Origin of the sequence: Marinobacter nauticus (genome assembly GCF_003634635.1) — a bacterium.
Classification (GTDB): domain Bacteria; phylum Pseudomonadota; class Gammaproteobacteria; order Pseudomonadales; family Oleiphilaceae; genus Marinobacter; species Marinobacter nauticus.
Genome location: NZ_RBJB01000005.1, coordinates 158442 through 181049 on the forward strand (window position 1 = coordinate 158442; position 22608 = coordinate 181049).

At 58.3% G+C, this 22608-nt stretch carries 19 protein-coding genes; 10 read left to right on the plus strand and 9 right to left on the minus strand.

The window, feature by feature from the left end:
* The first annotated feature begins 65 nt into the window (after nt 1-65).
* Nucleotides 66-1127, plus strand: coding sequence for a DNA polymerase IV (gene dinB, locus C7436_RS15725; RefSeq protein WP_121208409.1), 1062 nt, complete (start codon nt 66-68; stop codon nt 1125-1127).
* A 161-nt stretch (nt 1128-1288) separates the two neighbouring features.
* Nucleotides 1289-2698, plus strand: a complete 1410-nt coding sequence (locus C7436_RS15730) for a pectin acetylesterase-family hydrolase (protein ID WP_121208410.1) — start codon at nt 1289-1291, stop codon at nt 2696-2698.
* On the opposite strand, the gene C7436_RS15735 is transcribed toward C7436_RS15730, so the two are convergent.
* The 3 genes from C7436_RS15735 to C7436_RS15745 all read right to left on the minus strand — a co-directional run bounded on the left by C7436_RS15735 (nt 2686) and on the right by C7436_RS15745 (nt 5176).
* Nucleotides 2686-3348 (minus strand): hypothetical protein, encoded by a 663-nt coding sequence (locus C7436_RS15735; protein WP_121208411.1) that lies wholly within the window; start codon nt 3346-3348, stop codon nt 2686-2688. The genes C7436_RS15730 and C7436_RS15735 overlap by 13 nt on opposite strands.
* A 66-nt stretch (nt 3349-3414) precedes the next feature.
* On the minus strand, nt 3415-3963 hold the full coding sequence (locus C7436_RS15740; RefSeq protein ID WP_011785792.1) for a phosphatase PAP2 family protein: 549 nt from the start codon (nt 3961-3963) through the stop codon (nt 3415-3417).
* Nucleotides 3929-5176, minus strand: a complete 1248-nt coding sequence (locus tag C7436_RS15745) for a glycosyltransferase family 4 protein (RefSeq protein ID WP_081432101.1) — start codon at nt 5174-5176, stop codon at nt 3929-3931. Before C7436_RS15745 ends, C7436_RS15740 begins: the two co-directional genes overlap by 35 nt.
* A 104-nt stretch (nt 5177-5280) precedes the next feature.
* Here C7436_RS15745 and C7436_RS15750 point away from each other — a divergent pair, with 104 nt between their 5' ends.
* The 4 genes from C7436_RS15750 (at nt 5281) to C7436_RS15765 (ending at nt 9735) form a co-directional block, all read left to right on the plus strand.
* Nucleotides 5281-6318, plus strand: coding sequence for an NADP(H)-dependent aldo-keto reductase (locus C7436_RS15750; RefSeq protein ID WP_023011505.1), 1038 nt, complete (start codon nt 5281-5283; stop codon nt 6316-6318).
* Nucleotides 6319-6551: 233 nt separating this feature from the next.
* Nucleotides 6552-6905 carry a hypothetical protein gene (locus tag C7436_RS15755; protein ID WP_011785789.1) on the plus strand — a complete coding sequence of 118 codons (354 nt, stop codon included), beginning with the start codon at nt 6552-6554 and terminating at the stop codon, nt 6903-6905.
* A gap of 140 nt (nt 6906-7045) precedes the next feature.
* Nucleotides 7046-9259 (plus strand): acetyl-CoA hydrolase/transferase C-terminal domain-containing protein, encoded by a 2214-nt coding sequence (locus C7436_RS15760; protein WP_121208412.1) that lies wholly within the window; start codon nt 7046-7048, stop codon nt 9257-9259.
* The gene (locus C7436_RS15765) at nt 9259-9735 is read left to right on the plus strand and encodes an FKBP-type peptidyl-prolyl cis-trans isomerase (protein ID WP_011785787.1); all 477 of its coding nucleotides are present in this window, start codon (nt 9259-9261) and stop codon (nt 9733-9735) included. The genes C7436_RS15760 and C7436_RS15765 overlap by 1 nt, the downstream gene beginning before the upstream one ends.
* Here C7436_RS15765 and C7436_RS15770 read toward each other — a convergent pair.
* Together C7436_RS15770 and C7436_RS15775 are read right to left on the minus strand one after the other, a co-directional pair.
* On the minus strand, nt 9695-10513 hold the full coding sequence (locus tag C7436_RS15770) for a lysophospholipid acyltransferase family protein (RefSeq protein WP_121208413.1): 819 nt from the start codon (nt 10511-10513) through the stop codon (nt 9695-9697). The two genes, C7436_RS15765 and C7436_RS15770, sit on opposite strands and share 41 nt — an antisense overlap.
* 15 nt (nt 10514-10528) lie before the next feature.
* Nucleotides 10529-11290, minus strand: coding sequence for a GNAT family N-acetyltransferase (locus C7436_RS15775; RefSeq protein ID WP_023011508.1), 762 nt, complete (start codon nt 11288-11290; stop codon nt 10529-10531).
* Between the two features lie 242 nt (nt 11291-11532).
* On the opposite strand from C7436_RS15775, the gene C7436_RS15780 reads away from it, so the two are divergent.
* The 3 genes from C7436_RS15780 (at nt 11533) to glpK (ending at nt 15623) form a co-directional block, all read left to right on the plus strand.
* Complete coding sequence (locus tag C7436_RS15780; protein ID WP_011785784.1) at nt 11533-12267, plus strand: response regulator; 735 nt, start codon at nt 11533-11535, stop codon at nt 12265-12267.
* 58 nt (nt 12268-12325) lie between these two features.
* Nucleotides 12326-13897 (plus strand): ATP-binding protein, encoded by a 1572-nt coding sequence (locus C7436_RS15785; protein ID WP_121208414.1) that lies wholly within the window; start codon nt 12326-12328, stop codon nt 13895-13897.
* 244 nt (nt 13898-14141) lie between these two features.
* The gene (gene glpK / locus C7436_RS15790; RefSeq protein WP_121208415.1) at nt 14142-15623 is read left to right on the plus strand and encodes a glycerol kinase GlpK; all 1482 of its coding nucleotides are present in this window, start codon (nt 14142-14144) and stop codon (nt 15621-15623) included.
* A gap of 3 nt (nt 15624-15626) precedes the next feature.
* On the opposite strand, the gene C7436_RS15795 is transcribed toward glpK, so the two are convergent.
* Nucleotides 15627-16703, minus strand: coding sequence for an ABC transporter ATP-binding protein (locus C7436_RS15795; RefSeq protein ID WP_011785781.1), 1077 nt, complete (start codon nt 16701-16703; stop codon nt 15627-15629).
* Nucleotides 16704-16706: 3 nt separating this feature from the next.
* Nucleotides 16707-17621 (minus strand): ornithine carbamoyltransferase, encoded by a 915-nt coding sequence (argF, locus tag C7436_RS15800; protein ID WP_023008850.1) that lies wholly within the window; start codon nt 17619-17621, stop codon nt 16707-16709.
* A 200-nt stretch (nt 17622-17821) separates the two neighbouring features.
* Here argF and grxD point away from each other — a divergent pair, with 200 nt between their 5' ends.
* Nucleotides 17822-18148, plus strand: a complete 327-nt coding sequence (grxD, locus tag C7436_RS15805; protein WP_014420735.1) for a Grx4 family monothiol glutaredoxin — start codon at nt 17822-17824, stop codon at nt 18146-18148.
* Nucleotides 18149-18926: 778 nt separating this feature from the next.
* On the opposite strand, the gene C7436_RS15815 is transcribed toward grxD, so the two are convergent.
* The gene (locus tag C7436_RS15815; RefSeq protein WP_121208417.1) at nt 18927-21134 is read right to left on the minus strand and encodes a DUF1631 domain-containing protein; all 2208 of its coding nucleotides are present in this window, start codon (nt 21132-21134) and stop codon (nt 18927-18929) included.
* Between the two features lie 128 nt (nt 21135-21262).
* A complete protein-coding gene (locus C7436_RS15820) occupies nt 21263-22543 on the minus strand; it encodes an HlyC/CorC family transporter (RefSeq protein ID WP_121208418.1) in 1281 nt (426 codons plus the stop codon).
* Between the last annotated feature and the right edge of the window lie 65 nt (nt 22544-22608).

Sequence of the window (22608 nt, forward strand, 5' to 3'; positions counted from 1 at the left end):
TCGGCATGTTACCGTAAGATACAAGGCTGTATAAACGTACAGATTGTTAACGTGAGCCCGCCCCTATGGCCCAGCGCAAGATCATTCATGTGGACTGCGACTGCTTCTATGCCGCCGTCGAGATGCGTGACGACCCAAGCTTGCGGGATGTTCCGCTGGCAGTGGGTGGCCAGGGCGGCCGTGGCGTGGTGACCACCTGCAACTACCGGGCCCGGGCTTTTGGTGTGCGTTCGGCCATGCCCGGCAGCGAAGCCCGGCGGTTGTGCCCCGGCCTGGTTACGGTACCGCCGGACATGGGCCGTTACCGGGCAGTTTCCCAGCAGGTGATGGCGATACTGCGGGAGATGACCGATCTGGTTGAGCCCTTGTCCCTGGATGAAGCGTTTCTGGATGTGACCGATGTTGACGCGTTCAAGGGCAGTGCCACCCTGATGGCCCGGCACCTGCGGGAGCGGGTGAGCAGGGAAGTCGGCATTACCATTTCCGCCGGCGTGGCCCCCAACAAGTTCCTTGCCAAAATTGCCAGTGACTGGCGCAAGCCCGATGGTCTGTTTGTGATTACGCCGCCGGAGGTAGCCGACTTTGTAAGCGAGCTGCCGGTGGAAAAGCTCTTCGGTGTAGGGCAGGTGACCGCGGCCCGGCTGCACGCCCTGGGTGTGAAAACCTGTGGCGATATGCAGGCGCTGGGTGCCGACGTGTTGATCGAGAAGTTTGGCAAACAGGGCTATCGTTTGTTTGAAATGGCCCATGGCCGGGACAATCGCGCCGTTGTGGTGTCGCGGGTGGCCAAGTCGGTGAGCGTCGAGCGCACCTTTCCCCAGGACCTCCCGGACCGGAGCGCCTGCGATACCGTGATGCCGGCCCTGGTGGCCGACCTCAATCTTCGCCTCTCGCGCAAGGGGCAGCACAAGCCGATACACAAGCTGTTCGTGAAAATCCGCTACAGCGATTTTTCCACCCACACGCTGGAGCGGGTTCGGGAGTCCGTTACCGAGCCGGCTCTGGTGGATTTCCAACCACTGCTCGAAGAGCTGATGCCCAAAGACCGCCCGGTTCGCCTGCTGGGAGTGGGTGTCCGGTTCCGCAATGACGATGCTCCGGTCACCCAGTTGCGCCTGTTTGACTGACTTCGGTCCCCGCGGGCATATCCGCCATTTTTTTAGGTTAAAACGGTATGGCTGCCGCTTTGACGTGACAGTGTGTCACCTCTAGCTTTTAGGTGACGCTATCCTGCTGTAAGCGTTGCGGGCCACGCCCGCCCCGAAACGACAATCGCAGGAGAACAAGAATGAACAAAGCTGGCTGTTGTGGCCCCTGGCGCTCCGGTGCGCTGGCGGGCTTGTTGTTATTGTTGCTGTCGGCTCCGGCATCGGCGGAGCTGGGGGATTATGGATTCTGGCGAACCCTGGGTAACCTGGCGTCGCCGCCCGGTGCCGATAATCCGGTGACATCGGATCAGCGCCAGGGTGCCTACCCTTTGTTGGCCAATCCCGATGGCTACGAGAATTTCTCGGCGGGGGCCTACTACCAGTGGCAGACCATCGCACTGGCGCCGGAAACCGGCGCTGTATGCGGTAACGGTTCGGAGTACAAGTTCTTCGTGAACCGGGTGCCGAACACTTCCAATACCGTGGTTTATTTCGAAGGTGGCGGTGCCTGCTGGGATTACGAGAGTTGCAGTGGCCAGACCGGGATCCGGGGAGCTCGTAATCCCGATGGTATCCCGGATGATTACATGTCTCTGTTGAATCCCGGAGCCAGCCTGGTGAGCCCGTTTGTGGTTCGTCTGCATCCCTGGACCCGGGTAAAAACCCAGAACTGGAACATGGTCTACGTACCCTACTGTACGGGGGATATCTATTCCGGTGACCGGGTGGCGGTGTATGAAGATCCTGAAGGCGAGGCGGAACCTCTGGTCTGGCATCACAACGGCCTGAGGAATACCCGGGCGGTGATCAGCTGGCTCAAGGACAACCTGCAACGCCCCGGGCAGATGCTGGCGACCGGTTGCAGTGCTGGTGGCATTGGTGGCTTGACCAACTATCACCCAACCCGGCGGGACATGGCGCCGACTCGAAGTTTCCTGATCAACGATTCAGGCCCTGCCTTCAGTGCGCCGGTTGGCGCCGACCCTCAGCAGTATCCTTCGGTGCTGCTACAGAGCTTCATCAGGCAATCCTGGGGGCTGGACCAGCCGGGCGGCCCGCTGGCTTACCTGAAGTCCGGTTTACCGGCACTGAACCTGAATGACCTCGGCAGCCTGTATCCTGCGCTGGCGACGGCGCTGCCACAGGACCGTATGGGGCATACGCATTTCTGGCGGGACCTGAACTACTCCTCCTATTCCTATGAGCGCTTCTTCCCGGAGATCGAGAATGCGCCGGATCAGGCCACCAAGGAGGCTTTGCTGCATCAGAAGTGGGCCGTGGATACCGAACGGTTGACGCAGACGCTGGCCGGGCTGGATAACTTCGGCTATTACCTGCCCATGTTTCGGGACGTGAATGAAAGTCACTGCACGTCCATTATCGAGTTCGCCAATTCGGATATTCAGGAGTTGGGCCTGGAACTGGGGGATTTCGTCAATAACGTGATGAATGGCAGCGGTGCGGTGATGCAGGCCTCGGAGACCGATACGGTGGCCGATTACAACAAACCGTTCAACCTGTTGTACTGGTCGCTGGATCAGTTGCTCTGATTATTGCCGGCGGACCGGCCCATGGCCTCTACCCGAGCTTCCTGAAGGCGCTCACGCAGGTATTGGTCCCGGGTCAGTCCGCCGGGAATATCATCCATGGCCATCACTTCTCCCACAATTGCCTTTTCCCGGGCCTTGTAGCGTTCGAAGTCCGGCCTGGGTTCATCCAGCCAGGCCTGCAGTCTGGCTCCGGATTCAGCCCGGTACCTGTCCATGAGTTGCTGTGCGGCGGCTTTTGCTGCCTCCTCATCCGGCTCCAGAATCTGGATCATCGCCAGTTGAATCAACGCGGCTTCCGGAGCGCTCACCTGCGCAGATCCTTCGTATTCGTTCATACGCTCTTGCAGGGCATCGGCCTGGGCCCGGCGCTTCTGTTCGGGGAGAGATGGGGCGTTGGCAAAGAAATCGTGCAGGTCATCTTCAAATTCAAGCCGCTGGGCGTAAGCCTTGACCTTGGGGTTGTCCAGCAGTGCCTGTTGTTCAGGTGTCAGGGTATCGGAAGAGGGCGGGGGTGCCTCGGCCGGATCTGAAGCGGTATCCGGAGCGTTTCCGGCTGGCGGTAACTCGGGTGGCGGGGTATTGGTCGGCCACAGGAGCGCCAGCGCCAGAATAATTGCGGCCCCGGTGACCAGCAGGATCTTTGTGTTCATGACTCACTCCGGCAGGATTCTCCGGAATCAGTGTAGACCAGAATGCGGCAACTGCCTGGGTTGGGCTCAGCCGGCCAGCCACTGCATAGAGGCCCATCCCATGGTGCCACCAATCAAGGCGCCGGCCAGGACATCGCTGGGGTAGTGGAGCCCGAGAATGACCCGGGATGCCGCCACTGACAAGGTGAACGGAAGCACACACCAGGCCAGGGCCGGGAGCGCAACGAACAGCATGGCCTGAAAACACACCGCGTGCAGGGTGTGGCCGGACGGAAAGCTGTACCGGTCCAGTGGCGGCGTTGCACAGTTGATAACCGGAAACGAAATAAAAGGCCGCTCGCGAATCAGCCAGCGTTTGAGGGCCTTGTAGGTTAGCGTGCAGGTGAGCCCGGTAAGCGCCATTTGAAGTGCCAGGGCCGGGCCAGAGTCCCCGGCGTAGAAAGGCAGTGAGAGAATCAGTGCGTACCAGAACCAACCGTCGCCAAGTCGGCTGACGACTCGGAAATACCCCAGAATCGGCCGGAACCGTACGCTGCGATTAATGGCCTGGCAGACCGCGAATTCTCGCTGGTCTGCCAACTCAAAGAAGCGAGATGCCTTGCTTGTTAATGCCATGGTATCGGGCCTGTGCAGTTTGGTTTAAAACCAGCTGTTCAAACTGGTCGATCTGGCTGCTCCAATTCAATTCAAGAGCGTCCAGGCGAGCCTGGGCGCGGACTCGGTTCAACAGTGAGGGCTGGTCGGCCAGTCTCAGGGCGTGATTGACGAAGGCTTCGTCGTCTGTCAGTTCAGCCTTCATGCCGTTTTCGTCATGTCGGATATGTTCTGCGGCTGCAGCATCGTCGAAGGCGACGATGCCCAGTCCGCTGGCCATGGCTTCCAGCACCACGTTGCCGAAGGTGTCGGTTTTACTGGGAAACAGGAACAGGTCACCGGAGGCATAGTGCCGGGCCAGATCTTCGCCCCGTCGTGTGCCACAGAATATGTAGTCCGGGTGCCGGTCTTCCAGGGAGCGGCGCATGGGGCCATCCCCTACCAGCACGAAGCGGGCATTAGGATGCAGGCCGCGGATACGCTCGAAGCAGGCAACAGCCATGCGCAGGTTTTTTTCCGCAGCCAGGCGCCCGACATAGAGTACGGCACGTTCGTTGTCGTGCAGCCCCCATTGCCGACGCAGGGATTGGTCGCGTTTGTGGGGGGTGAAGCGCTGGCAATCCACGCCCCGGCTCCAGAGGCCGGTGCAGGTGATCCCCATGTCCCGGGTCACCCGCTGCATGCGACCGGTAGGCACCAGGGTGATGGCTGTTCTGTTATGGAACCAGCGACCGTAGGCACACAGTAACCGTTCGAGCAGGCCCGCTCCGTAATAGCGAGAGTACTGATGGAAGTTGGTATGGAACCCGGAACTGACAGGCAGGGCGAGGCTGCGAGCCGCGTTCACGGCCGCCACGCCGAGTGGCCCCTGGGTTGCCACATAGATGCCGTCGGGCCGCTGTTTCTGCCAGAGCTTTTTCAGGCTCGAGGGGCGGGCGGTACCGAAGCGCAGATCTGCGTAGCCGGGAAGAGGCAAGCCATTAACCACCAGTTCGGTGGAAAACAACCCGCTCCCGGTACTCTCAAACAGTCCTTTCTGTTCGTGGGGCTGCCGGGGGCGCACCACGGTTACATGGTGGCCCCGTTGCATCAGCCCCTGACACAGGTGCCGCATGGTGTTGGCAACACCATTGATTTCCGGCGGAAACGTCTCGGAAACAATGGTAATGTGTTGCGGTCGCCGTTCGGTCAACTGGGCTTCGGTCACGGGGGTTCCTGAAGGTTCTGCTGTCATGCCTTTACTATGGAAAGACGCCATGACAGAAATGCGACAACTCCGTGACATTCCGTTTACGTGTTTATACCCCGTCTCTTATCGACCTATTGCAAGGAGATTCCATGCAAACGCGAAAACTTGGCTTTACAGATATCGAGGTCAGCCTGATCTGCCTGGGAACCATGACCTGGGGCGAGCAGAACAGCGAGCAGGAAGCCTTTCAGCAGCTCGACTATGCCATGGAGCAGGGCATCAATTTCATCGACGCCGCTGAAATGTATCCAGTGCCACCCAGGGCAGAAACCCAGGGCCTGACCGAGCAGTATCTGGGCAACTGGTTGGCCCGCCGTGGCCAGCGTGATGACCTGGTGATCGCCAGCAAGGTGGCCGGGCCGGGTAATGGCCTCGGGTATTTGCGCGGTGGCCCGAGGCTGACCCGGGAGCATATCCGCTCTGCCTGTGAGGGCAGCCTTAAGCGCCTGCAGACGGATTACATCGATCTTTATCAGGTGCACTGGCCGGACCGGAGCGCAAATTTTTTTGGCAAGCTTGGTTATGACCGCAATCCCGATGAGCAGATGACGCCCATTGAGGAAACACTGGAAGCGCTGGATGAACTGGTGCGTGAAGGAAAGGTCAGACACATCGGGCTTTCCAACGAGACACCGTGGGGCACGATGCAGTACCTGCGCCTGGCGGAGCAGCGTGGCTGGCCCCGGGTGGTCTCTATCCAGAACCCCTACAACCTGTTGAACCGTTCCTTTGAAGCAGGCCTGGCGGAGTTCGCCCATCGTGAAGGCACCGGCCTGCTGGCCTATTCACCACTGGCCTTTGGCATGCTGACCGGCAAATACCTGGGGGGAAAATGGCCGGAAAAGGCCCGGCTGACTCTGTACGAGCGGTTCAGTCGCTATACCAATGACCGTGCGGCGGACGCCACGAGGGCCTATGTTGAGCTGGCTCACCAGCATGGTCTCACGCCGGCCCAACTGGCACTGGCCTGGGTGAACAGTCGGGAGTTCGTAACCAGTAACATCATTGGCGCAACCACCATGGAGCAGCTCAGGGAGAACATCGGGGCAGCCAGTGTGACTCTGAGCCCCGACCTCGTGTCCGCCATCGAGGCGATCCATGCCGAGTTCACCTATCCCTGCCCTTGAAGACTGTATGCATAAGGGCTTGCAGTAGCCAGGTGCGATCCTGCCGCTCCGACCAGCGGCAGGATCGTTACATACTGCAATATAAGTGATCATTTATTGACAAAAAAGCTGGTGCCAGGCGACGGAACGCTGGCGAAATTGTGTGCAAAATCACACCAATCTTCGTCGCAATCATTAGACTTTGGTACTGTGAATTAAATAAAGCCAATGTCGATACCGGATTTCCTGTTGCCATGATTCTTCGCCTGTTCGTCGTCCTTCTAGCCCTGAATAGCGTCGCCTTTGCGATGCGGGCTGACGCTGCGCAGCCCATGTTGTCGGAACCGATGCTTTCCGAGCGCATGATGGCCGAGCGCGACGAAATGACGACGGCGGAGGATGTTTACGAACTTCAGGAATGGATGTCCGGCGATTATGAAGACGACCGCAGCGATGCACTTACCGCTATCGGCTCCCGTCTGCTCAGCCTGAGCCTCAGCCGCTCCCGCACTGCTGAAAAGACCTATGCTTCCGATCCGGCTCAGCCTGACCACGGCATCGCCCTGTTGAACGAAGGTGCCTGCCTGAACCTGCGCTGGAAGTTCTGACCGCTGTTCCTTGGCGTGCCCGCCATCTTTCTCCCGACCTTCCGCTTTGTCAAAATGTCATGACCTGACGCATTGTCAGCTTGAATCTGCCGTGTGATCATCCACCTTAATTGAGATTCTCAAGCGACGAGGAGCCGGTAATGGCAGCAGAGAACGGAGTCTATTGCGACGACGCAGAACGGTGTGTTGATCGGGTGATTGAACGGGTTGGCAAGCGCATTACCCTGGGCTTGCCGCTTGGTCTTGGCAAGCCGGTGAGGTTTGTGAATGCGCTCTATCAGCGTGCCAAGGATGATCCGGACATTGAGCTGCATATTGTGACCGCGCTCTCCCTGTTAGCGCCTGAGGGCAGTTCTTCACTGGAAAAACGTTTCATGGGGCCCTTCGCCAAGCGCCTGTTTGGCGATATTCCGGAACTGGCCTATGCCCGTGATGTCGCCAATAACCGCTTGCCAAGCAATGTCCAGGTGTCTGAATTTTTCTTCAAAGCTGGCAGCTACCTGAACAATCGCAACCAGCAGCGAAACTATGTATGCACCAACTACACCCATGCCGTTCGCGATCTGATGGCGCAGGGTGTGAATGTGGTGGGGCAGATGGTTTCCCCAGGCGAGCCCAATGGCTTTCCGGGCCAGGTGAGCTTTAGCTGTAACCCGGACCTGTCACTCGATATCCTGCCGCTGCTGCGGGAGCGTGAACAGCAGGGCGTACCGGTGGCCATGGTGGCTGAAATCAATCAGTACCTGCCCTGGTTTGGCCATCATGCAGCCGTCGAGGAACAGCAGTTTGATCTTCTCTTCAGTCATCCATCGACAGACTATCCGTTATTCTCGGCTCCTCAGATGGCCATCAGTCCGTCTGATCACCTCATCGGATTCTACGCCAGCTGCCTGTTGAAGGATGGCGGAACCCTTCAGGTTGGCATCGGTTCACTGGGAGCCTCGCTGGTTCACAACGCCATTCTGCGCCACAAGCACAATGATGCCTGGCGCGCAGTTTATGACCACCTGGATGTGGGATCCAGGTTCCCTGTGGTTGACAGCTGCGGCGGTACCGGTACGTTCGAGACCGGCCTGTATGGCTGTAGTGAAATGATGGTGGATGGCTTCCTGTATCTGATGCAGGAGGGCATCCTGAAGCGGGAAGTATTTGATCATGCCGGTTTGCAGACTCTGATCAACCGGGGCGAGATTACCCTGACGCCGTCGCTCGACATGCTGGATGTGCTGGTCCGGGAAGGGCTGATCGACTCGCCATTGCGGGCGCGGGATGTCAACTGGCTGATTCAGTACGGCATTCTGCGGGACACAGTGGAATTCCGTGGCGGACGCCTGCGCCTGAGTGAAGATCACGCTGTAGAAGCAGACCTCAGCCAGGATCAGACCCGTGAGGCGCTGGCTGCCCTGGGTCTTGGTTCAAGGCTCACCGGTGGTATTGCCATGCACGGTGGCTTCTACGTGGGGCCGGAGGCCTTCTACCAGGCTTTGAGAGATCTGTCGCCAGAGCAGCGTGACAAGATCTGCATGACCAGTGTCAATTTCATCAACCACCTTTACGATCACCGTTTCGGAGATCAGAAGCTCAAAGCCGCCCAGCGTTTGCACGGTCGGTTTATCAACTCTGCGATGATGTACACCCTCAATGGAGCGGCAGTGTCAGATGGGCTGGATGATGGTCGCGTGGTCAGTGGTGTGGGGGGGCAGTACAACTTTGTTTCGATGGCCCATGAGTTGCCCGGGGCGCGCTCCATCCTGGCTCTCAGAGCCACCCGCATGTCGGGTGGGCAGGTAGTGTCCAACATTGTATTCAACTATGCCCATTGCACCATTCCAAGACATCTCAGGGACATTGTGATCACGGAGTACGGCATTGCCGATTTGCGGGGGCGGTCCGACGAAGATGTGTTCCTGGCGCTGATCCGTATTGCCGATTCCCGTTTCCAGGCGGATTTGCTGAAACAGGCCCAGAAGGCGGGCAAGGTCCGTGACGATTTCCGCTTGCCTGCGGACTGGCAGAACAATACGCCGGCGTCGGTTCGCCAGGCTTTGGCTGCACCCGGTAAGGGCGACTGGTTCCCGGCGTTCCCGTTCGGCCGGGATTTCACCGATGAGGAGCTGACCCTGGGGAAAGCCCTTAAAGGACTGAAAGCCGCAACCGCCACTCCCCGTGGTAAACTGGCGACCCTTTGGCAGGCCATCCGGGCTGAAGACGATACTGGCCAGTACGCGGTGCTGCTCGAACGCATGGGGTTGAACAACCCCTCAGGCATTCGGGAGAAGCTGGATCGCAAACTGGTGATACATGGCCTGCAGCAACTTGAACCCGCGACAAAGACAGGAAGCGAAAACAGCTGATGCAAGCCGATAACCCGAACACCCGGCCGGATGTTTTTACCGTCCATTACGTGCTCAAGAACCGCATCGGTGAGCTGGTGGATACGTCTGAAGGCAGCGAGCCTCTGCACTTTATCTACGGCAGCCCCGAGATCATTGCCGGCATTCAGGAGGCGGTGAAAGACCGAAACGTAGGTGATTGCCTGGAAGTGACCGTGCCACCGGAGATGGCCTACGGCGAATACCGCGAGGACCTGGTGCGCAAGGTGCCCCGTTCCCTCTTTGAGGGCGTTGAAAACCTGGATGTGGGCATGAAATTCCAGACTAACTCCGGTGATCAGGCCCAGGTGGTACAGGTGGTGGCGATCGACGGCAACCTGGTCAAAGTGGATGCCAATCACCCTTTGGCCGGCTTCACCCTCTATTTTGATCTGGAAATCGTGGGTCGTCGCGAGGCTACTGAAGACGAGGTAGCTCAGGGTCGCCCGCTGTTCTGAGAGGGCGTTCGGGTACCTGGTCGAACTCGCCCGAGTGAATGCGGGCGAGGCCCTGGCTGATCTGCTGGTGTATGCACCCGGTCAGCTCATTCAGGGATAGATCCGGATCCGGTCCAAGGGGCGGATGGAATATTACGATGATCTGCCCCGGTGGCTGTCGCAGCAGCCTGAACAGATGACAGTGGAAACTGTCATCGCCCACAAAGGGCGCCAGTGAGTCAGGGCGCCGTTCTCGCCGATAACCGATGGACACTGGCTGTATGGCCGTGTTGCTGTCCCGGGCGGCGCTCAGCAACAGTCCGTGCATGGGCAACACGGCTAGCCCGGTGCTGGTGGTTCCCTCGGGATAGACCATCACCGATTCTCCAGCCTGCAGGCATTGCGCGATACTGGCTTTGATAGCTCTGGCCTGACCGCCGCCGCGTTTGATGAACAGCGTGCCGGCCTGCCGGGCCAGCCAGCCGATCACCGGCCATTGACCTACTTCCGCTTTTGACAGAAACCGCATGGGCGTGATGCTGCCAAGAACCGGGATGTCTGACCAGCTGATGTGGTTGGCGACAAAAAGGGCGTTTTCCGGGCAGGGCTGGCCATAAACCTGAACCTGCCAGCCCAGGCACTGACATGCCTTCCGAAAACAGATTGTGGCCCAGGGATTCCTGCCCACCGGTCTGGTCCTGGCCAGATCGGAGATCCGGAGCAAAGCCGCCAGCGCGCAGGCTCCGACAAGGAAGCCTGCAAACATTGCTAAGCGAAAGCTCAGTCGAAGCCAGCTCATCGGCAATCCTCCGAATCAGGCGGGGCGACGCAGGAAGTGCCGGCTGTAGCGGCCGGCCAGGTTACTGACCTCCAGCAGCACCAGCATGTCGGCACATCGGAATTCAGGATCCCAGCAAGGCTCGCCACAGACCCTTGCGCCCAGGCGCATGTACGCCTTGATCAGGGGCGGTATGTCCACAGAGCGTTCTGATTCCGGATGGGCAAGATGTGGCAGTTGGCGCTTTGGCGTTACCCGGCAATGCGGCTCAGACAGATGCTGTTGTTGCAGAAGCCGGGCCACATGCCAGGCTTTCGCCCCGCCGTCGGCCATGCTGATACTGGCGCAGCCGATCAGATGGGTAACGTTACGCTGCACCAGGTACTCCGCCACCGCTGACCACAGCAGCGTGATGGTGCCGCCATTGCGGTAGTCCGGGTGCACGCAGGTTCGGCCGAGTTCAGCCAGTGTTCCGGGCAGGGCTTCCAGAGCCGCGAGATCAAACTCGCCTCGGGAGTAGAAGCCGCCAACAGAAGCCGTATCGTTCTGGTGAAGTATGCGGGTGGTGGCCACCAGTTCACCGGTGTCTGCGTCGGTGACGATCAGGTGATCGCATGCCGCATCGTAGGCATCGGCATCAATGCCCGGGATTGTGGCGCCGAGATCGCTGCCATACTCCTCGGAGAATACCCGGTAACGCAGGCGCTGCGCCGCTTCTATGAGCTCCGGGTCACGGGTCAGTTCGGTGCTCAGGTTACGGCCCCGGCGGGGTTGAAGGCTCGCGGTGGTTGCAGTCATGGCTTGGCCTCTGTGTTTCTGTTTCAGGTCAAGGCTATGAAGCGGGTATGACAGATGGGTGACGCCGGGGTGACGTCTCTGTGACAGTGCGAGACCGTTTTCAGGAAAACGGATATGTGTCACAGGCTGTAACCCTTTGGCGGTTCCATGTATATTTCTGAATAGCATGTATAATTGCTGTAACTGAACGTTGCCTGTATCGTCGGGTGTACAACCCTGAAACCGGAATAAAATAATCAGAGATGGATGGCGTGGAACAAACAAACGAGAGTTGGCGAATCCTGATCGTAGAGGACGATGAGCGGCTTGCGGATCTGACCCGCGAGTACCTTGAGAACAATGGCCTGACAGTGTCGTTGGAAACCCACGGGGGAGCCGCTGTTGAGCGGATCCGCAACGAGCAGCCTGATCTTGTGGTTCTGGATCTGATGCTGCCTGGCGAAGATGGTTTGTCCATCTGCCGGCGGGTACGGCCGTTCTTCAATGGCCCCATTATTATGCTCACCGCCCGGACAGACGACCTGGACCAGGTCCTGGGCCTGGAAATGGGCGCGGATGACTACATTGGCAAACCGGTCCAACCGCGCGTTCTGCTCGCCCGCATCCGTGCCATGCTGCGCCGGGTAGAAACCTCGCCCGTTAGCGGGCAGGAGACGTCCGGGGAGGAGCCGGTGCGTTTGCAGTTCAACGACCTCGTGGTCGATCGTTCCATGCGTGAAGCCTGGTTAAGTGACGAAAGTATCGACCTCACCAGTGCTGAGTTCGACCTGCTCTGGCTGCTGGCCAGTAATGCCGGGCGGGTGCTAAGCAGGGAAGAGATTTTCACCGCACTCCGGGGCATCGAGTACGATGGGCAGGATCGTTCCATTGACGTTCGCGTGTCCAGGATCCGCCCGAAAATCGGTGACGATCCCATCCACCCGCGCCGTATCAAAACCGTTCGCAGCAAGGGTTACCTGTTCGTCAAGGAAGCCTGATCGCGCCTGAGGCGTTGCCGCCCCGAAGGTGGCAACGCCGGTTACCAGGGTTGGCCCGATGTCCCTGAAATTTTTCCTGAAAGCCTACGCTCGTATTGCTGTCATTGCGGCGGCGGTCGTGCTGGTGTGCGTCCTGCTGTTTAACGGCATCAACTCCGTTCGCGAACAATACTGGCATGAGCAGGCCATGACACCGGTTATGCGTTGGCTGGCAGCGGCCCCGGATCCGCTCAGTCAGTATCACTGGATGGCCCCGATGTTTGGTCTGCACAGTGGCGTTGCGGCCGACTTCGGGCTTTCCCAGGTTGCGCTTGAGCGCCTGGGCTATGGCCAGGTGGTGGCGCAGTCAACCGATAGCGGGTATGGCTATTATGTCCTTGGTCTCGGGGGCGAGGTGATCGGCATACATCTGGAGCAACCCTACCGGGATCTGGCCCGGGCAATCTCGTTGATGGTGCGTTGGCATCTGGATACCAGCCCTGCGGCTCAGCGTGCGGATGTGGCGCAGCAATTGGCAGAGTCTCTGAATCTCGATATCCGTCTGGTTCAGAAGGCCGAGGATCTGCCGGATCAGCAGGCGCTTGAGCGGCTTGGCGACACCGGGCTGGCGATTTTTGAACACGGTGATAACCGTGCCAGGGCGCTGGTTCGTTTGTCGGAAGGCGCGTTGGTTGTGGTGACATTGCCTCCCCCCTTCAATCCCTGGGGCTGGCCGATTATCTTGCTGCTGACCGCTGTTGTCGGTGGCGTGCTGGCAGTGGCCCTGTTTCTTGCGTTGCGTTTTGTAGAGAGTCATCTGCGCAAGGTTGAGTCGGTAGCGATTCGTATTGCCCGGGGTGAGATGGGAGCCCGGGTGGAATCCGAGCAGGGCACGCTCGTGTCCCGGCTGGGGGCTTCGTTCAATGGAATGGCGGAACATATCCAGCGCCTGGTGCAGGTGCAGCGGGAAATGATTCACGCGGTTTCCCACGAACTGAGAACGCCGGTGGCCCGTATCCGGTTCGGCGTCCAGATGATTGAATCTGGTAGTACCCAGGAAGTGCTCGAAAAGCAGCTCGAGGGCATTGATGGCGACATCCAGGAGCTCGACGAACTGATTGACGAGATCCTGACCTATGCCCGGCTGGAGCAGGGCGGGCCGGTGTTCAGTCTCCGGGAGGGCTCGGTCACGGATATAGTCAGGCAGGTTGTCTCCGAACAGCGGCTGATCCGGGAGGGAGTCGACATTGAGTGTCAGATTGACGAAGCCTCGGAGCGCTGGGCACAGGCCGATATGGAGCCTCGTTACATTCACCGGGCGGTTCAGAACCTGGTCGGCAATGCCGCGCGCTATGCCGCAGGCCGTGTGCGGGTGAGTTGCCATCTGGATGAAGATAATTGCCGGATTGATGTGGAAGACGATGGTCCGGGCATTCCGGAACAGGATTGGGAGAAGGTGTTCACCGCCTTTGCCCGGCTTGATGACAGTCGTACCCGCACCTCAGGCGGCTACGGATTGGGCCTGTCCATTGTTCGCAGGATTCTGTACTGGCACGGTGGGCAGGCGTTTGTGGGCCGCAGTGATGTCTTGGGCGGAGCCCGGTTCAGCCTGGTCTGGCCGCGCCTGAAGCCCGCAGACCCGGATTTGTGAACCAGTGCTCTGTACCTCACCTGATGTAACAAAGCTCTACACAACCACAACTGAACCCTCCGCAGCCCTGGGTAATACTTCAAAGCGTAAGGGATGACTTTTGAGGTTGTAGTTCTTACGAACTTTCCTTGTTTCATTCGTCATTTGAGGGCCGGTTTTTCCGGCCCTTTTTTTATTTCCGCGCCGCGTCACACCGCTCGATCCCCGTCCTGTTAAAATCTCCTGAAAACAACAGGAGGTTTTGATGTCCCGATATCTGCTTGCCATAGACCAGGGTACCACCAGTTCCCGCGCCATCGTGTTTGATGACAAAGGCGCTCAGGTGGCCGTTGCCCAGCAGGAGTTTCACCAGTACTTCCCCAAAGATGGCTGGGTCGAGCACGATGCCATGGAAATATGGGACAGTACGCTGGCGGTCTGTCGTTCAGCCCTGAACAACGGCAAGATTAAGGCATCTGACCTCGCAGGCATCGGCATTACCAACCAGCGGGAAACCACTGTGATCTGGGACAGGGCGACGGGGCAGCCGATTCATCACGCCATTGTCTGGCAGGATCGCCGTACCGCGTCCTGGTGTACCAAGTTGCGCCAGGATGGCCATGAATCCCTGGTGGTTGACCGCACCGGATTATTGATTGATCCCTACTTCTCTGCCACCAAGATAGCGTGGATTCTGGACAACGTTGACGGTGCCCGCCAGCGCGCGGAAGCCGGTGAGTTGGCCTTTGGCACCATTGATACCTGGTTGCTCTGGAATCTGACCGGCGGCAAGCACCATCGTACCGATGCCACCAATGCGTCCCGCACTGCACTGTTCAATATCCATACACAGCAATGGGACCCGCAGCTGCTCAAGCTGTTTCGGGTGCCTGCTGTTCTGTTGCCGGAGGTATTCGACAGTGCAGCTGAGTACGGGTTGACGGAACCCGAATGTCTGGGCGCTTCGGTGATGATTGCCGGTATTGCCGGTGATCAGCATGCCGCTTTGATCGGCCAGGCCTGTTTTGAGCCGGGAATGGCCAAGAGTACCTATGGCACAGGCTGTTTCCTGATGCTCAACACCGGCCAGCAGGCCCTGCGCTCTGAAAACCGGTTATTGACGACGGTAGCCTACCGCCTCAACGGCAAACCCTGCTATGCCATTGAAGGCAGTATTTTTGTTGCCGGTGCCGCCATGCAGTGGCTCAGGGATGGGCTTCGGTTGATTTCCCATGCCCGGGAATCGGCGGAGCATGCGGCGAGGGTCGGTGTGAATAATCCGGTGTATCTGGTGCCCGCGTTCACCGGCCTGGGAGCCCCGCACTGGGACCCGAACGCCCGGGGTGCAATCCTGGGGCTGACCCGGGATACCGGCATTGCCGAGATTGTCACGGCGGGTTTGCAATCGGTGTGCTATCAGACCAAAGACCTGGTGCGCGCCATTCGCAACGATGGCGCTCGACTGGAATCGCTGCGAGTCGACGGAGGCATGGCTGTGAACGACTGGGTGATGCAGTTTTTATCGGACATTCTCAATGTGCCGGTTGACCGGCCGAGCGTGACCGAAACCACGGCGCTGGGGGCCGCATATCTTGCGGGTTTGCAGACCGGGGTTTTCGATAGCCTGGAGCAGATTACGTCGCTTTGGGAATGCGAGCACCAGTTCCGGCCGGATATGGCGCCGGGGCTGCGGGAATCACTCTATGCCGGCTGGCTGGATGCTGTTGAGCGAGTCTGTAATCACTGAGGTTCAGTGGCCGGTGCGTTCGAAGGCGATCAGGTGATCAGCCTCCACCCGGACCGGTACCTGCTCACCCAGGTTAAAGTCCAGGTGGCTCCGGAACAGGGCCTCAAATTCAGTGTCTTCTGAACACCGGAAACGATAGAGCGTGGAGGTTCCGGCAAAGGTTTTTTCCACCACCTTTGGCTTCAGCTCTGAGTCTTCATCGAAAACAATGTCGTCCGGCCGGATCAGGACGTCCAGCAGGGTGCCTGGTTGCCATTTGTAGGCCCGGTTGCCATGGATGACGCCCAGTTCCGATTCTATGGTGTCAGGGCCCAGGGCCTTGCCGGGAATAAACCCACCTTGCCCGACAAAACTGGCCACGAACCGGTTCGCCGGCTCATGGTAGAGGTTGTAGGGCACATCCCACTGTTGAATCTGCCCGTCCCGGAGAACCGCCACCTGATCACACATGGCAAAGGCTTCCTGCTGATCATGGGTAACCAGGATGGCACTGATGCCGAGGGTCTTGAGGATTTCCCGCACATCCAGGCTCAGCCGGCGGCGCAGATCTGTGTCCAGGTTGGAGAAAGGCTCATCCAGCAGGATCAGTGTTGGCTCTGGTGCCAGTGCCCGGGCCAGGGCCACCCGTTGTTGCTGGCCGCCGGACAGCTCGTGGGGATAGTTGTCTGCAAGGTCCTGGAGGTGCACCAGGTTCAGCAACTCCATGACCTTTTGTCGACGTTCCGCTTTGCTTAATGACTTCAGACCGAAGCCGACGTTATCGGCAATGCTCAGGTGCGGAAAAAGGGCATAGTCCTGGAACACCATGCCAATCTTGCGCTTTTCCGGTTGCAGTGCTCGCCCGGGCAGGCTGATGGCCTGTGACTGCAGGCGGATTTCACCTCGGGAAATCGGCAGGAAGCCAGCCAGCGCCCGGAGAATGGTGCTCTTGCCACAGCCGCTGGGGCCCAGCAGGCAGCCAATATCACCGTGGCTGAGGGCAAAGCTGACGTCCTTGACGACGGAATCACCGCCGTAGCCACAGGACAGATTGTTTACTTCCAGCAGCCAGTCTGCGGGGGGCACCAGGGCTTCGGGCATGGATCAGTCCAGACGATTGAGAATCAGGAATTCCAGCAAGGCTTTCTGGGCATGCAGCCGGTTTTCCGCCTCATGCCAGACTGCCGAGCTTTCGTGGTCCATCATGTCTGCCGAAATCTCTTCACCCCGGTGGGCGGGCAGGCAGTGCATGAAAAGGGCGTCTTTGTCGGCCTGAGCCATCAGAGCCGGGTTGATCTGATAGCTGCGGAAGGCTTTTTCCCGGGCTTTCTGCTCGTCTTCCTGGCCCATGGATGCCCAGACATCGGTGACCAGCAGTTGGGCGCCCCGTGCTGCCTCTTCTGGCGCGCGCACAACGGTCACCCTGTCAGCATGCTGTTCGATCAGCTGTTGATCCGGTTCGTAACCCTCTGGGCAGGCAACGTTCAGGTGGAAATCGAAACGCTCTGCAGCGTTTATGTACGAGTGGCACATATTGTTGCCGTCACCAATCCAGGCCACGGTGGCACCACGGATGCTGCCGCGAAGCTCCCGATAGGTCTGCATGTCGGCCAGCAGCTGGCAGGGGTGGAATTCGTCGGTGAGAGCGTTGATCACGGGCTTGCTGGAGGCAGTGGCAAAGCGCTCGACCGTTTCGTGGGCAAAGGTACGGATCATCACCGCGTCGACCATGCTGGAGATCACAATGGCAGAATCCTCGATCGGTTCGCCGCGGCCAAGCTGTGTATCCTTGGGCGAGAGGAACATGGCGCTACCCCCGAGCTGGGTCATGCCGGCTTCGAAGGAAACCCGGGTCCGGGTGGACGATTTTTCGAAGATCATTGCCAGCACCCGGTTTTTAAGGGTGTCCCTGGTCTGGCCTGAACGCCACTCTTTGCGTAATTTGGAAGCATGATCGAGCAGATCTTCCAGTTCCGCCGTGGTCATGTCGTTCAGTGTCAGAAAATGTCTTGCTGCCATGAAAGGCCCCTGTTTCAAGCAAACTGCCCGTTCGGAAAAGCCAACAAGTCTAGCCCGTCGCTACCCTGAAAACAACGCCGGGCGCGGTGCTGTTGTTCTGGGTCAAAACGGACGGTTTGTTGAGGCCTGAGGCACCCGTGTACAATAAGCGCAAAGGCCGTTTGGCGGCAAAGCTGACTCCCAACCAGAGGAATGAGTTCATGGACATCAATGAAACCATCAAGAGCCAACTTGAAGAGAACCCGGTTATTCTTTACATGAAGGGCACCCCGCAAGCTCCGCAGTGCGGTTTCTCGGCACGTACTGTTCAGGCTCTGATGGCGTGCGGTGAGCGCTTTGCGTTTGTGAATATTCTCGACAATCAGGAACTGCGTGAGGCCCTGAAAGTCTATTCCAGCTGGCCAACCTATCCGCAGCTCTACATCAACGGTGAGCTGGTGGGTGGTTGCGACATAGTTCTGGAAATGTCAGAAAGTGGCGAGCTGGCCAAGATGGTCAAGGATGCTGCGGGTCAGGCCGAAGCCTGATCAACCTGCTACTCGTAACGGTATTTAAGCTTTATCGTAAAACGACCTCCTATCCCGCTCTCTGGAGCGGGATAGGGGCTTGCCTCTAAAGCCGCCCGGTATATTGCGGCGTCTACATCCTTTAGGTCCGTTGATTTAACGATTTTCGCGCCCGTCACCGCGCCATTTCCCATTAATCTGAGTTCTATTTCTGCTATCCATGTCTTTGATCCCTCCGAGTCTACAGGCACCCTAATCGTCTCTCGGAAGAGATATTCCGACAAATGACTTGAGAGTTTTGCGACAAAAGGGTCTCTTTCATCGGGAGTCTCAGTCTTTTGCGTTACTGGCTCCGGCGTTTCTACGGCCTCGCTTGCACGTGCAGTCAATGCAGGTGTAGCAACTGATGCAGGGGATTCGAAGGATGTTGCCCGGGTTTGGGTGCTTTCGGTTGTCCGCTTCGGGGAATCTGGCTGTGTCGCAGTGACGGTTTGCGATTCGGGCGGAGCACTGAAGGTAGATTCTGTCGAGGTTACCACCGGCTCGGCCGGCGGGATCTCGAACTCGGAGTGCCTGGGCTTTGGCGGTTCCGGACTTGCCACGCTCTCTGGTGTCGGGACGGCCGCCGGGGTTGTCAGCGTAAAAACCAGCCGGTGAGTCAGTTCCCGGGCCTCCTTCAGAGGCGATGGAAGCCCGGCCAGTACCAGAGTGTGAGCCAGTATGGCCAGGGAAACCGCTAGCAGGAGCCGATAGGATGCCGGCATTGAGGGTGAACGAAAACCCGTGTCCGGCATCTATATCAGGCGGTTTTTGTGCGCAGGTTGCCCACGACGGCATTCAGGGCCCGGTCAATCAAGGCACCCTGTTCGAGCAGCGTCAGGCGGCCACGGCGCATCTCATGAGCCAGCTCAACACGGGTTTTCTCAATGACTTTCAGGCCCATACGGTTGACGAACACAAAGCAGTCCGCTTCATCAATAATGGCTGAGAGCTTGCAGCGGAAGCTGGTGCCGTTGACCAGGCGGAACTCCACCCAGTTGCCAATTTCGATAGTGTCGAGCTTGGCCACATATTCGGCAATCGCAGCATCTTCCAGTTCCTGTTGCCGTTCAACGGCGGTCTGGTGCACGGTCGGGGCTTCGTCTTCGGCATCCGACGGTGCATCCTGACGAGCTTCGATGGCGGCGTTGGTCCGGAAGGCCTCAGCCAGCTCATGCTTCAGGTGCCCCATCATCTGATCAAGCCGGGTGGCGTTGTAGGAGACTTCCTCAAGTCCTGCCCGCAGTGATTTCAACAGACCGGGCACAACCCGAACCCACTGGTCACGCTCTTCATCTTCTTCATGGGGGTGCAGGCACCAGATCAGGTCATCCACGACCCGTGCTGTTTCGTGCCAGCGATGTTCGGTGTCGTCCTTCAGGTAGGCCAGGAACATAACCCGGCTCCAGCCATTCATCAGAATATCGCTGACCGAGTCCGGAAGCCGGTAACGGGATACTTTTTCCCGTAACAGCCGGTCCACCTCTTCCTGGGCCTTCTGGGATTTGATGCGACCACGTTCCGATTCTCGTGTTCTCTGTTCCACCAGGGAGGCCTTACGGTTTTCTCGCTCCAGGAATTGCTCAAATTCTTCGTTCAGGGTTTCGAACAACTGAATGTTGCCATCGAATTCATTGAGGATTCGTTGCACCACGTTGTGTATCTGACCGTACAGCTTGTCTCGGGTTTTCTCATCGCTGCTGCTCCAGCCAATGCCCGCGCGGGCGAGGGAGTTGAGCAGCTTGCGGGCCGGGTGGGTTGCCTTGCTGAAGAAACTCTTGTCCTTGATCACAACCTTCAGAATCGGAATCTGTAGGCGACTGATCAGCACCTGAACCGGGGCGGACAGGTTGTAGTCATCAAGGATGAACTCGAACAGCATGGAGACCAGATTGATCAGATCTTCATCCACTTCATTCAGTGCGGGCTGGCGACCATCTTGAGCGTCGGCCTTAGCCAGCAGTTGCTGAACGACCTGGCGCAGGTCGACGGTTACGGGCTCACCCGTGCTAAGGTCGTCGGTTTCCGGCCAGTTTTGCTGAAGCGGAATGGCGTTGAGCATATCGGCCAGTTCCCGGCCTCCGACCACTCTCAGAGAGGGATCGGCGCTGCGTGGGGGCATGCCGGCATTGGACCTTTGCAGAGCCAGCATCTGACGGATCTGGTCAAACAGTACGGTGTCTTCCGGGCGTTGATCGTAGCCGGCAGTCGTCTCGCTGGGGCTTTCGGCAGAGCTGTCTGCTGTTGCAGATGGCTTCTGGCTCTGGTTCTTCTTGCCGTGATAACGGAAGTTCGGGATAACGCCGGCCTGGATCAGAATGCGATTGGCTTCATCCAGGAGCATGCCCAGGTTGGAGATCACGTAACGGTCAAATTGCTTGAGCAGGATGAGCCGTTCGCGAATCTGGATATCGAGGGCCTGAATCGCTTCGGTAAAAGCGCTGCACAGGTGCTCCGGTGCCATCGGGTTGACCGGCTCCTGCTCGGTGGCGTCCGGATAGATCTCGGTAAAACGGGCCTGCAATTGCAGTAAAGGGCCTTGGAAGTGCGCCTTGGCCTTGGTGGTCATGGCGTTGAAGGCAACCTGTTCTTCCAGATCGTCATTGCCAACCAGCGAAAGAGTGTCGGCACTGGCCTGCGGGCTGGCTTCGGTTGACGGAAGCTGGCCGGCATGGGGCGGGTTGGCAAAGAACTGGGCAACCGTATTCTGAAAATGACGCTCTACGCCCTTGCGCTTGATGCGAATCTCGCGCATGGCTTCGAAGTAGCGGTTTTGTTCATTGTTGCTGCGGGCATTGTTGGCCAGTTCGAAGAGTGAATCATCGACGGCATCGAAAGCCCCCTGCAACAAATCACCCAGCCCCGCAACAACGGTGTCGCGGATGCGGGCTACCTCCGCAGGAACCGGTCGGGTGCTTGCCGCTTCCCTGTGCTCGCGGAGGTAATGTATGCCGGACTGCTTGTTCATGGCCGACTCCTGTTTACGCCTCAACCGGATACATGACCGAGCCTGATTCTTGTCTGTTCTGATTATTGGATAAATTTAGCGCATTTTGATCTGCATTAACATGAATAAACGCTAACCTGCGATCAGGTTCATAAACTCCGGCCACGCTTTTTCTTGCGTTTGGGGTGGACAATGGCGGCTTTAACCACGTTGTCCTTGATTTGCAGGACTTCAATACGATGACCGCCAACTTTCAGACACACGTTGGTGTCCGGAATATTTTCCAGAGTTTCGGTGATAAGTCCGTTCAGGGTTTTCGGGCCATCGGTTGGCAGATGCCAGCCCAGGGTCTTGTTGATCGTCCGCACGGCGGCACTGCCATCGATGATAAAGGTGCCGTTGTCCTGGGGAATGATGTCGGGCGAGGTGGCGGCATAATCGGTGGTAAATTCCCCGACGATTTCCTCAAGAATATCCTCAAGCGTAGCCAGGCCCAGTACATCGCCGTATTCATCCACCACAATGCCGAACCGGCGTTTGCCTTTCTGGAAGTTCAGTAGTTGGGTATTGAGCGCAGTGCTCTCCGGAATGAAGTAGGGTTCCTGGCACAGCTGCATGATCATCGCCTTGTTGATGTCTGCCTCCTGCAGCAGCCTGGCCGCGCTGCGAAGGTGCAGAATGCCCTGAATGTTGTTGATGTCACCCTTGAAGATAGGCAGCCGCGTGTGTTGGCTGCTTCTGAGCTGGCGCAGGATAGTGTCTGTGTCGTCTTCCAGGTCGATGCCGACGACTTCGTTTCGGGGCACCATGATGTCATTGACGGTGACATTCTCCAGATCCAGGATGCTGACCAGCATGTCTTTGTGCCGGGCCGGAATCAGTGCGCCGGCCTCGTTCACCACGGTTCTGAGTTCTTCACGGCTGAGATGATCTTCCGAGGCCTGGGCCGAGGAGACGCCCAGAACGCGAAGAATGCCGGTGGTAAACAGGTTGACCGTCCATACCAGCGGGTACAGAAGTTTCAGCAACGGCCCAAGAATATGACTGGCCGGGAAGGCAATTTTTTCAGGGAACAGGGCTGCGAGAGTTTTCGGGGTGACCTCGGCAAAAATGAGGATAACGATCGTCAGCAGTAAGGTGGCAATTGCGATACCGGCGTCGCCCCAGAGGCGAATCGCGATGACCGTGGCGATCGATGACGCAAGAATGTTCACGAAGTTGTTGCCGATCAGGATAACGCCGATCAACTGGTCGGTTCGGTTAAGCAGGCCTTGCGCTCGCTGGGCCCCTTTGTGGCCGGTGTTCGCTATGTGTTTCAGGCGGTAGCGGTTCAGGGACATCATGCCGGTTTCAGAGCTGGAGAAAAACGCAGAGAGGATGATCAGTCCGACAAGTAGAATAAACAGCGCGGTGAGCGATGTTTCGTTCAAGAGAGCAGCCCTTATATTGAGGATAAGTTGCGAAAATAGGATTTGAAGGTAACAGGTGTCAAGCG

Excerpts from the sequence above, each read along its gene's own strand:
- argF (WP_023008850.1), bottom strand. The coding sequence starts at position 17,621 with ATGGCAGCAAGACATTTTCTGACACTGAACGACATGACCACGGCGGAA.
- dinB (WP_121208409.1), top strand. The coding sequence starts at position 66 with ATGGCCCAGCGCAAGATCATTCATGTGGACTGCGACTGCTTCTATGCC.
- C7436_RS15780 (WP_011785784.1), top strand. The coding sequence starts at position 11,533 with ATGGATGGCGTGGAACAAACAAACGAGAGTTGGCGAATCCTGATCGTA.
- C7436_RS15765 (WP_011785787.1), top strand. The coding sequence starts at position 9,259 with ATGCAAGCCGATAACCCGAACACCCGGCCGGATGTTTTTACCGTCCAT.
- C7436_RS15740 (WP_011785792.1), bottom strand. The coding sequence starts at position 3,963 with ATGGCATTAACAAGCAAGGCATCTCGCTTCTTTGAGTTGGCAGACCAG.
- C7436_RS15770 (WP_121208413.1), bottom strand. The coding sequence starts at position 10,513 with ATGAGCTGGCTTCGACTGAGCTTTCGCTTAGCAATGTTTGCAGGCTTC.
- C7436_RS15815 (WP_121208417.1), bottom strand. The coding sequence starts at position 21,134 with ATGAACAAGCAGTCCGGCATACATTACCTCCGCGAGCACAGGGAAGCG.
- glpK (WP_121208415.1), top strand. The coding sequence starts at position 14,142 with ATGTCCCGATATCTGCTTGCCATAGACCAGGGTACCACCAGTTCCCGC.
- C7436_RS15730 (WP_121208410.1), top strand. The coding sequence starts at position 1,289 with ATGAACAAAGCTGGCTGTTGTGGCCCCTGGCGCTCCGGTGCGCTGGCG.
- C7436_RS15750 (WP_023011505.1), top strand. The coding sequence starts at position 5,281 with ATGCAAACGCGAAAACTTGGCTTTACAGATATCGAGGTCAGCCTGATC.
- C7436_RS15775 (WP_023011508.1), bottom strand. The coding sequence starts at position 11,290 with ATGACTGCAACCACCGCGAGCCTTCAACCCCGCCGGGGCCGTAACCTG.
- C7436_RS15795 (WP_011785781.1), bottom strand. The coding sequence starts at position 16,703 with ATGCCCGAAGCCCTGGTGCCCCCCGCAGACTGGCTGCTGGAAGTAAAC.
- C7436_RS15745 (WP_081432101.1), bottom strand. The coding sequence starts at position 5,176 with ATGACAGCAGAACCTTCAGGAACCCCCGTGACCGAAGCCCAGTTGACC.
- C7436_RS15760 (WP_121208412.1), top strand. The coding sequence starts at position 7,046 with ATGGCAGCAGAGAACGGAGTCTATTGCGACGACGCAGAACGGTGTGTT.
- C7436_RS15755 (WP_011785789.1), top strand. The coding sequence starts at position 6,552 with ATGATTCTTCGCCTGTTCGTCGTCCTTCTAGCCCTGAATAGCGTCGCC.
- grxD (WP_014420735.1), top strand. The coding sequence starts at position 17,822 with ATGGACATCAATGAAACCATCAAGAGCCAACTTGAAGAGAACCCGGTT.
- C7436_RS15785 (WP_121208414.1), top strand. The coding sequence starts at position 12,326 with ATGTCCCTGAAATTTTTCCTGAAAGCCTACGCTCGTATTGCTGTCATT.
- C7436_RS15735 (WP_121208411.1), bottom strand. The coding sequence starts at position 3,348 with ATGAACACAAAGATCCTGCTGGTCACCGGGGCCGCAATTATTCTGGCG.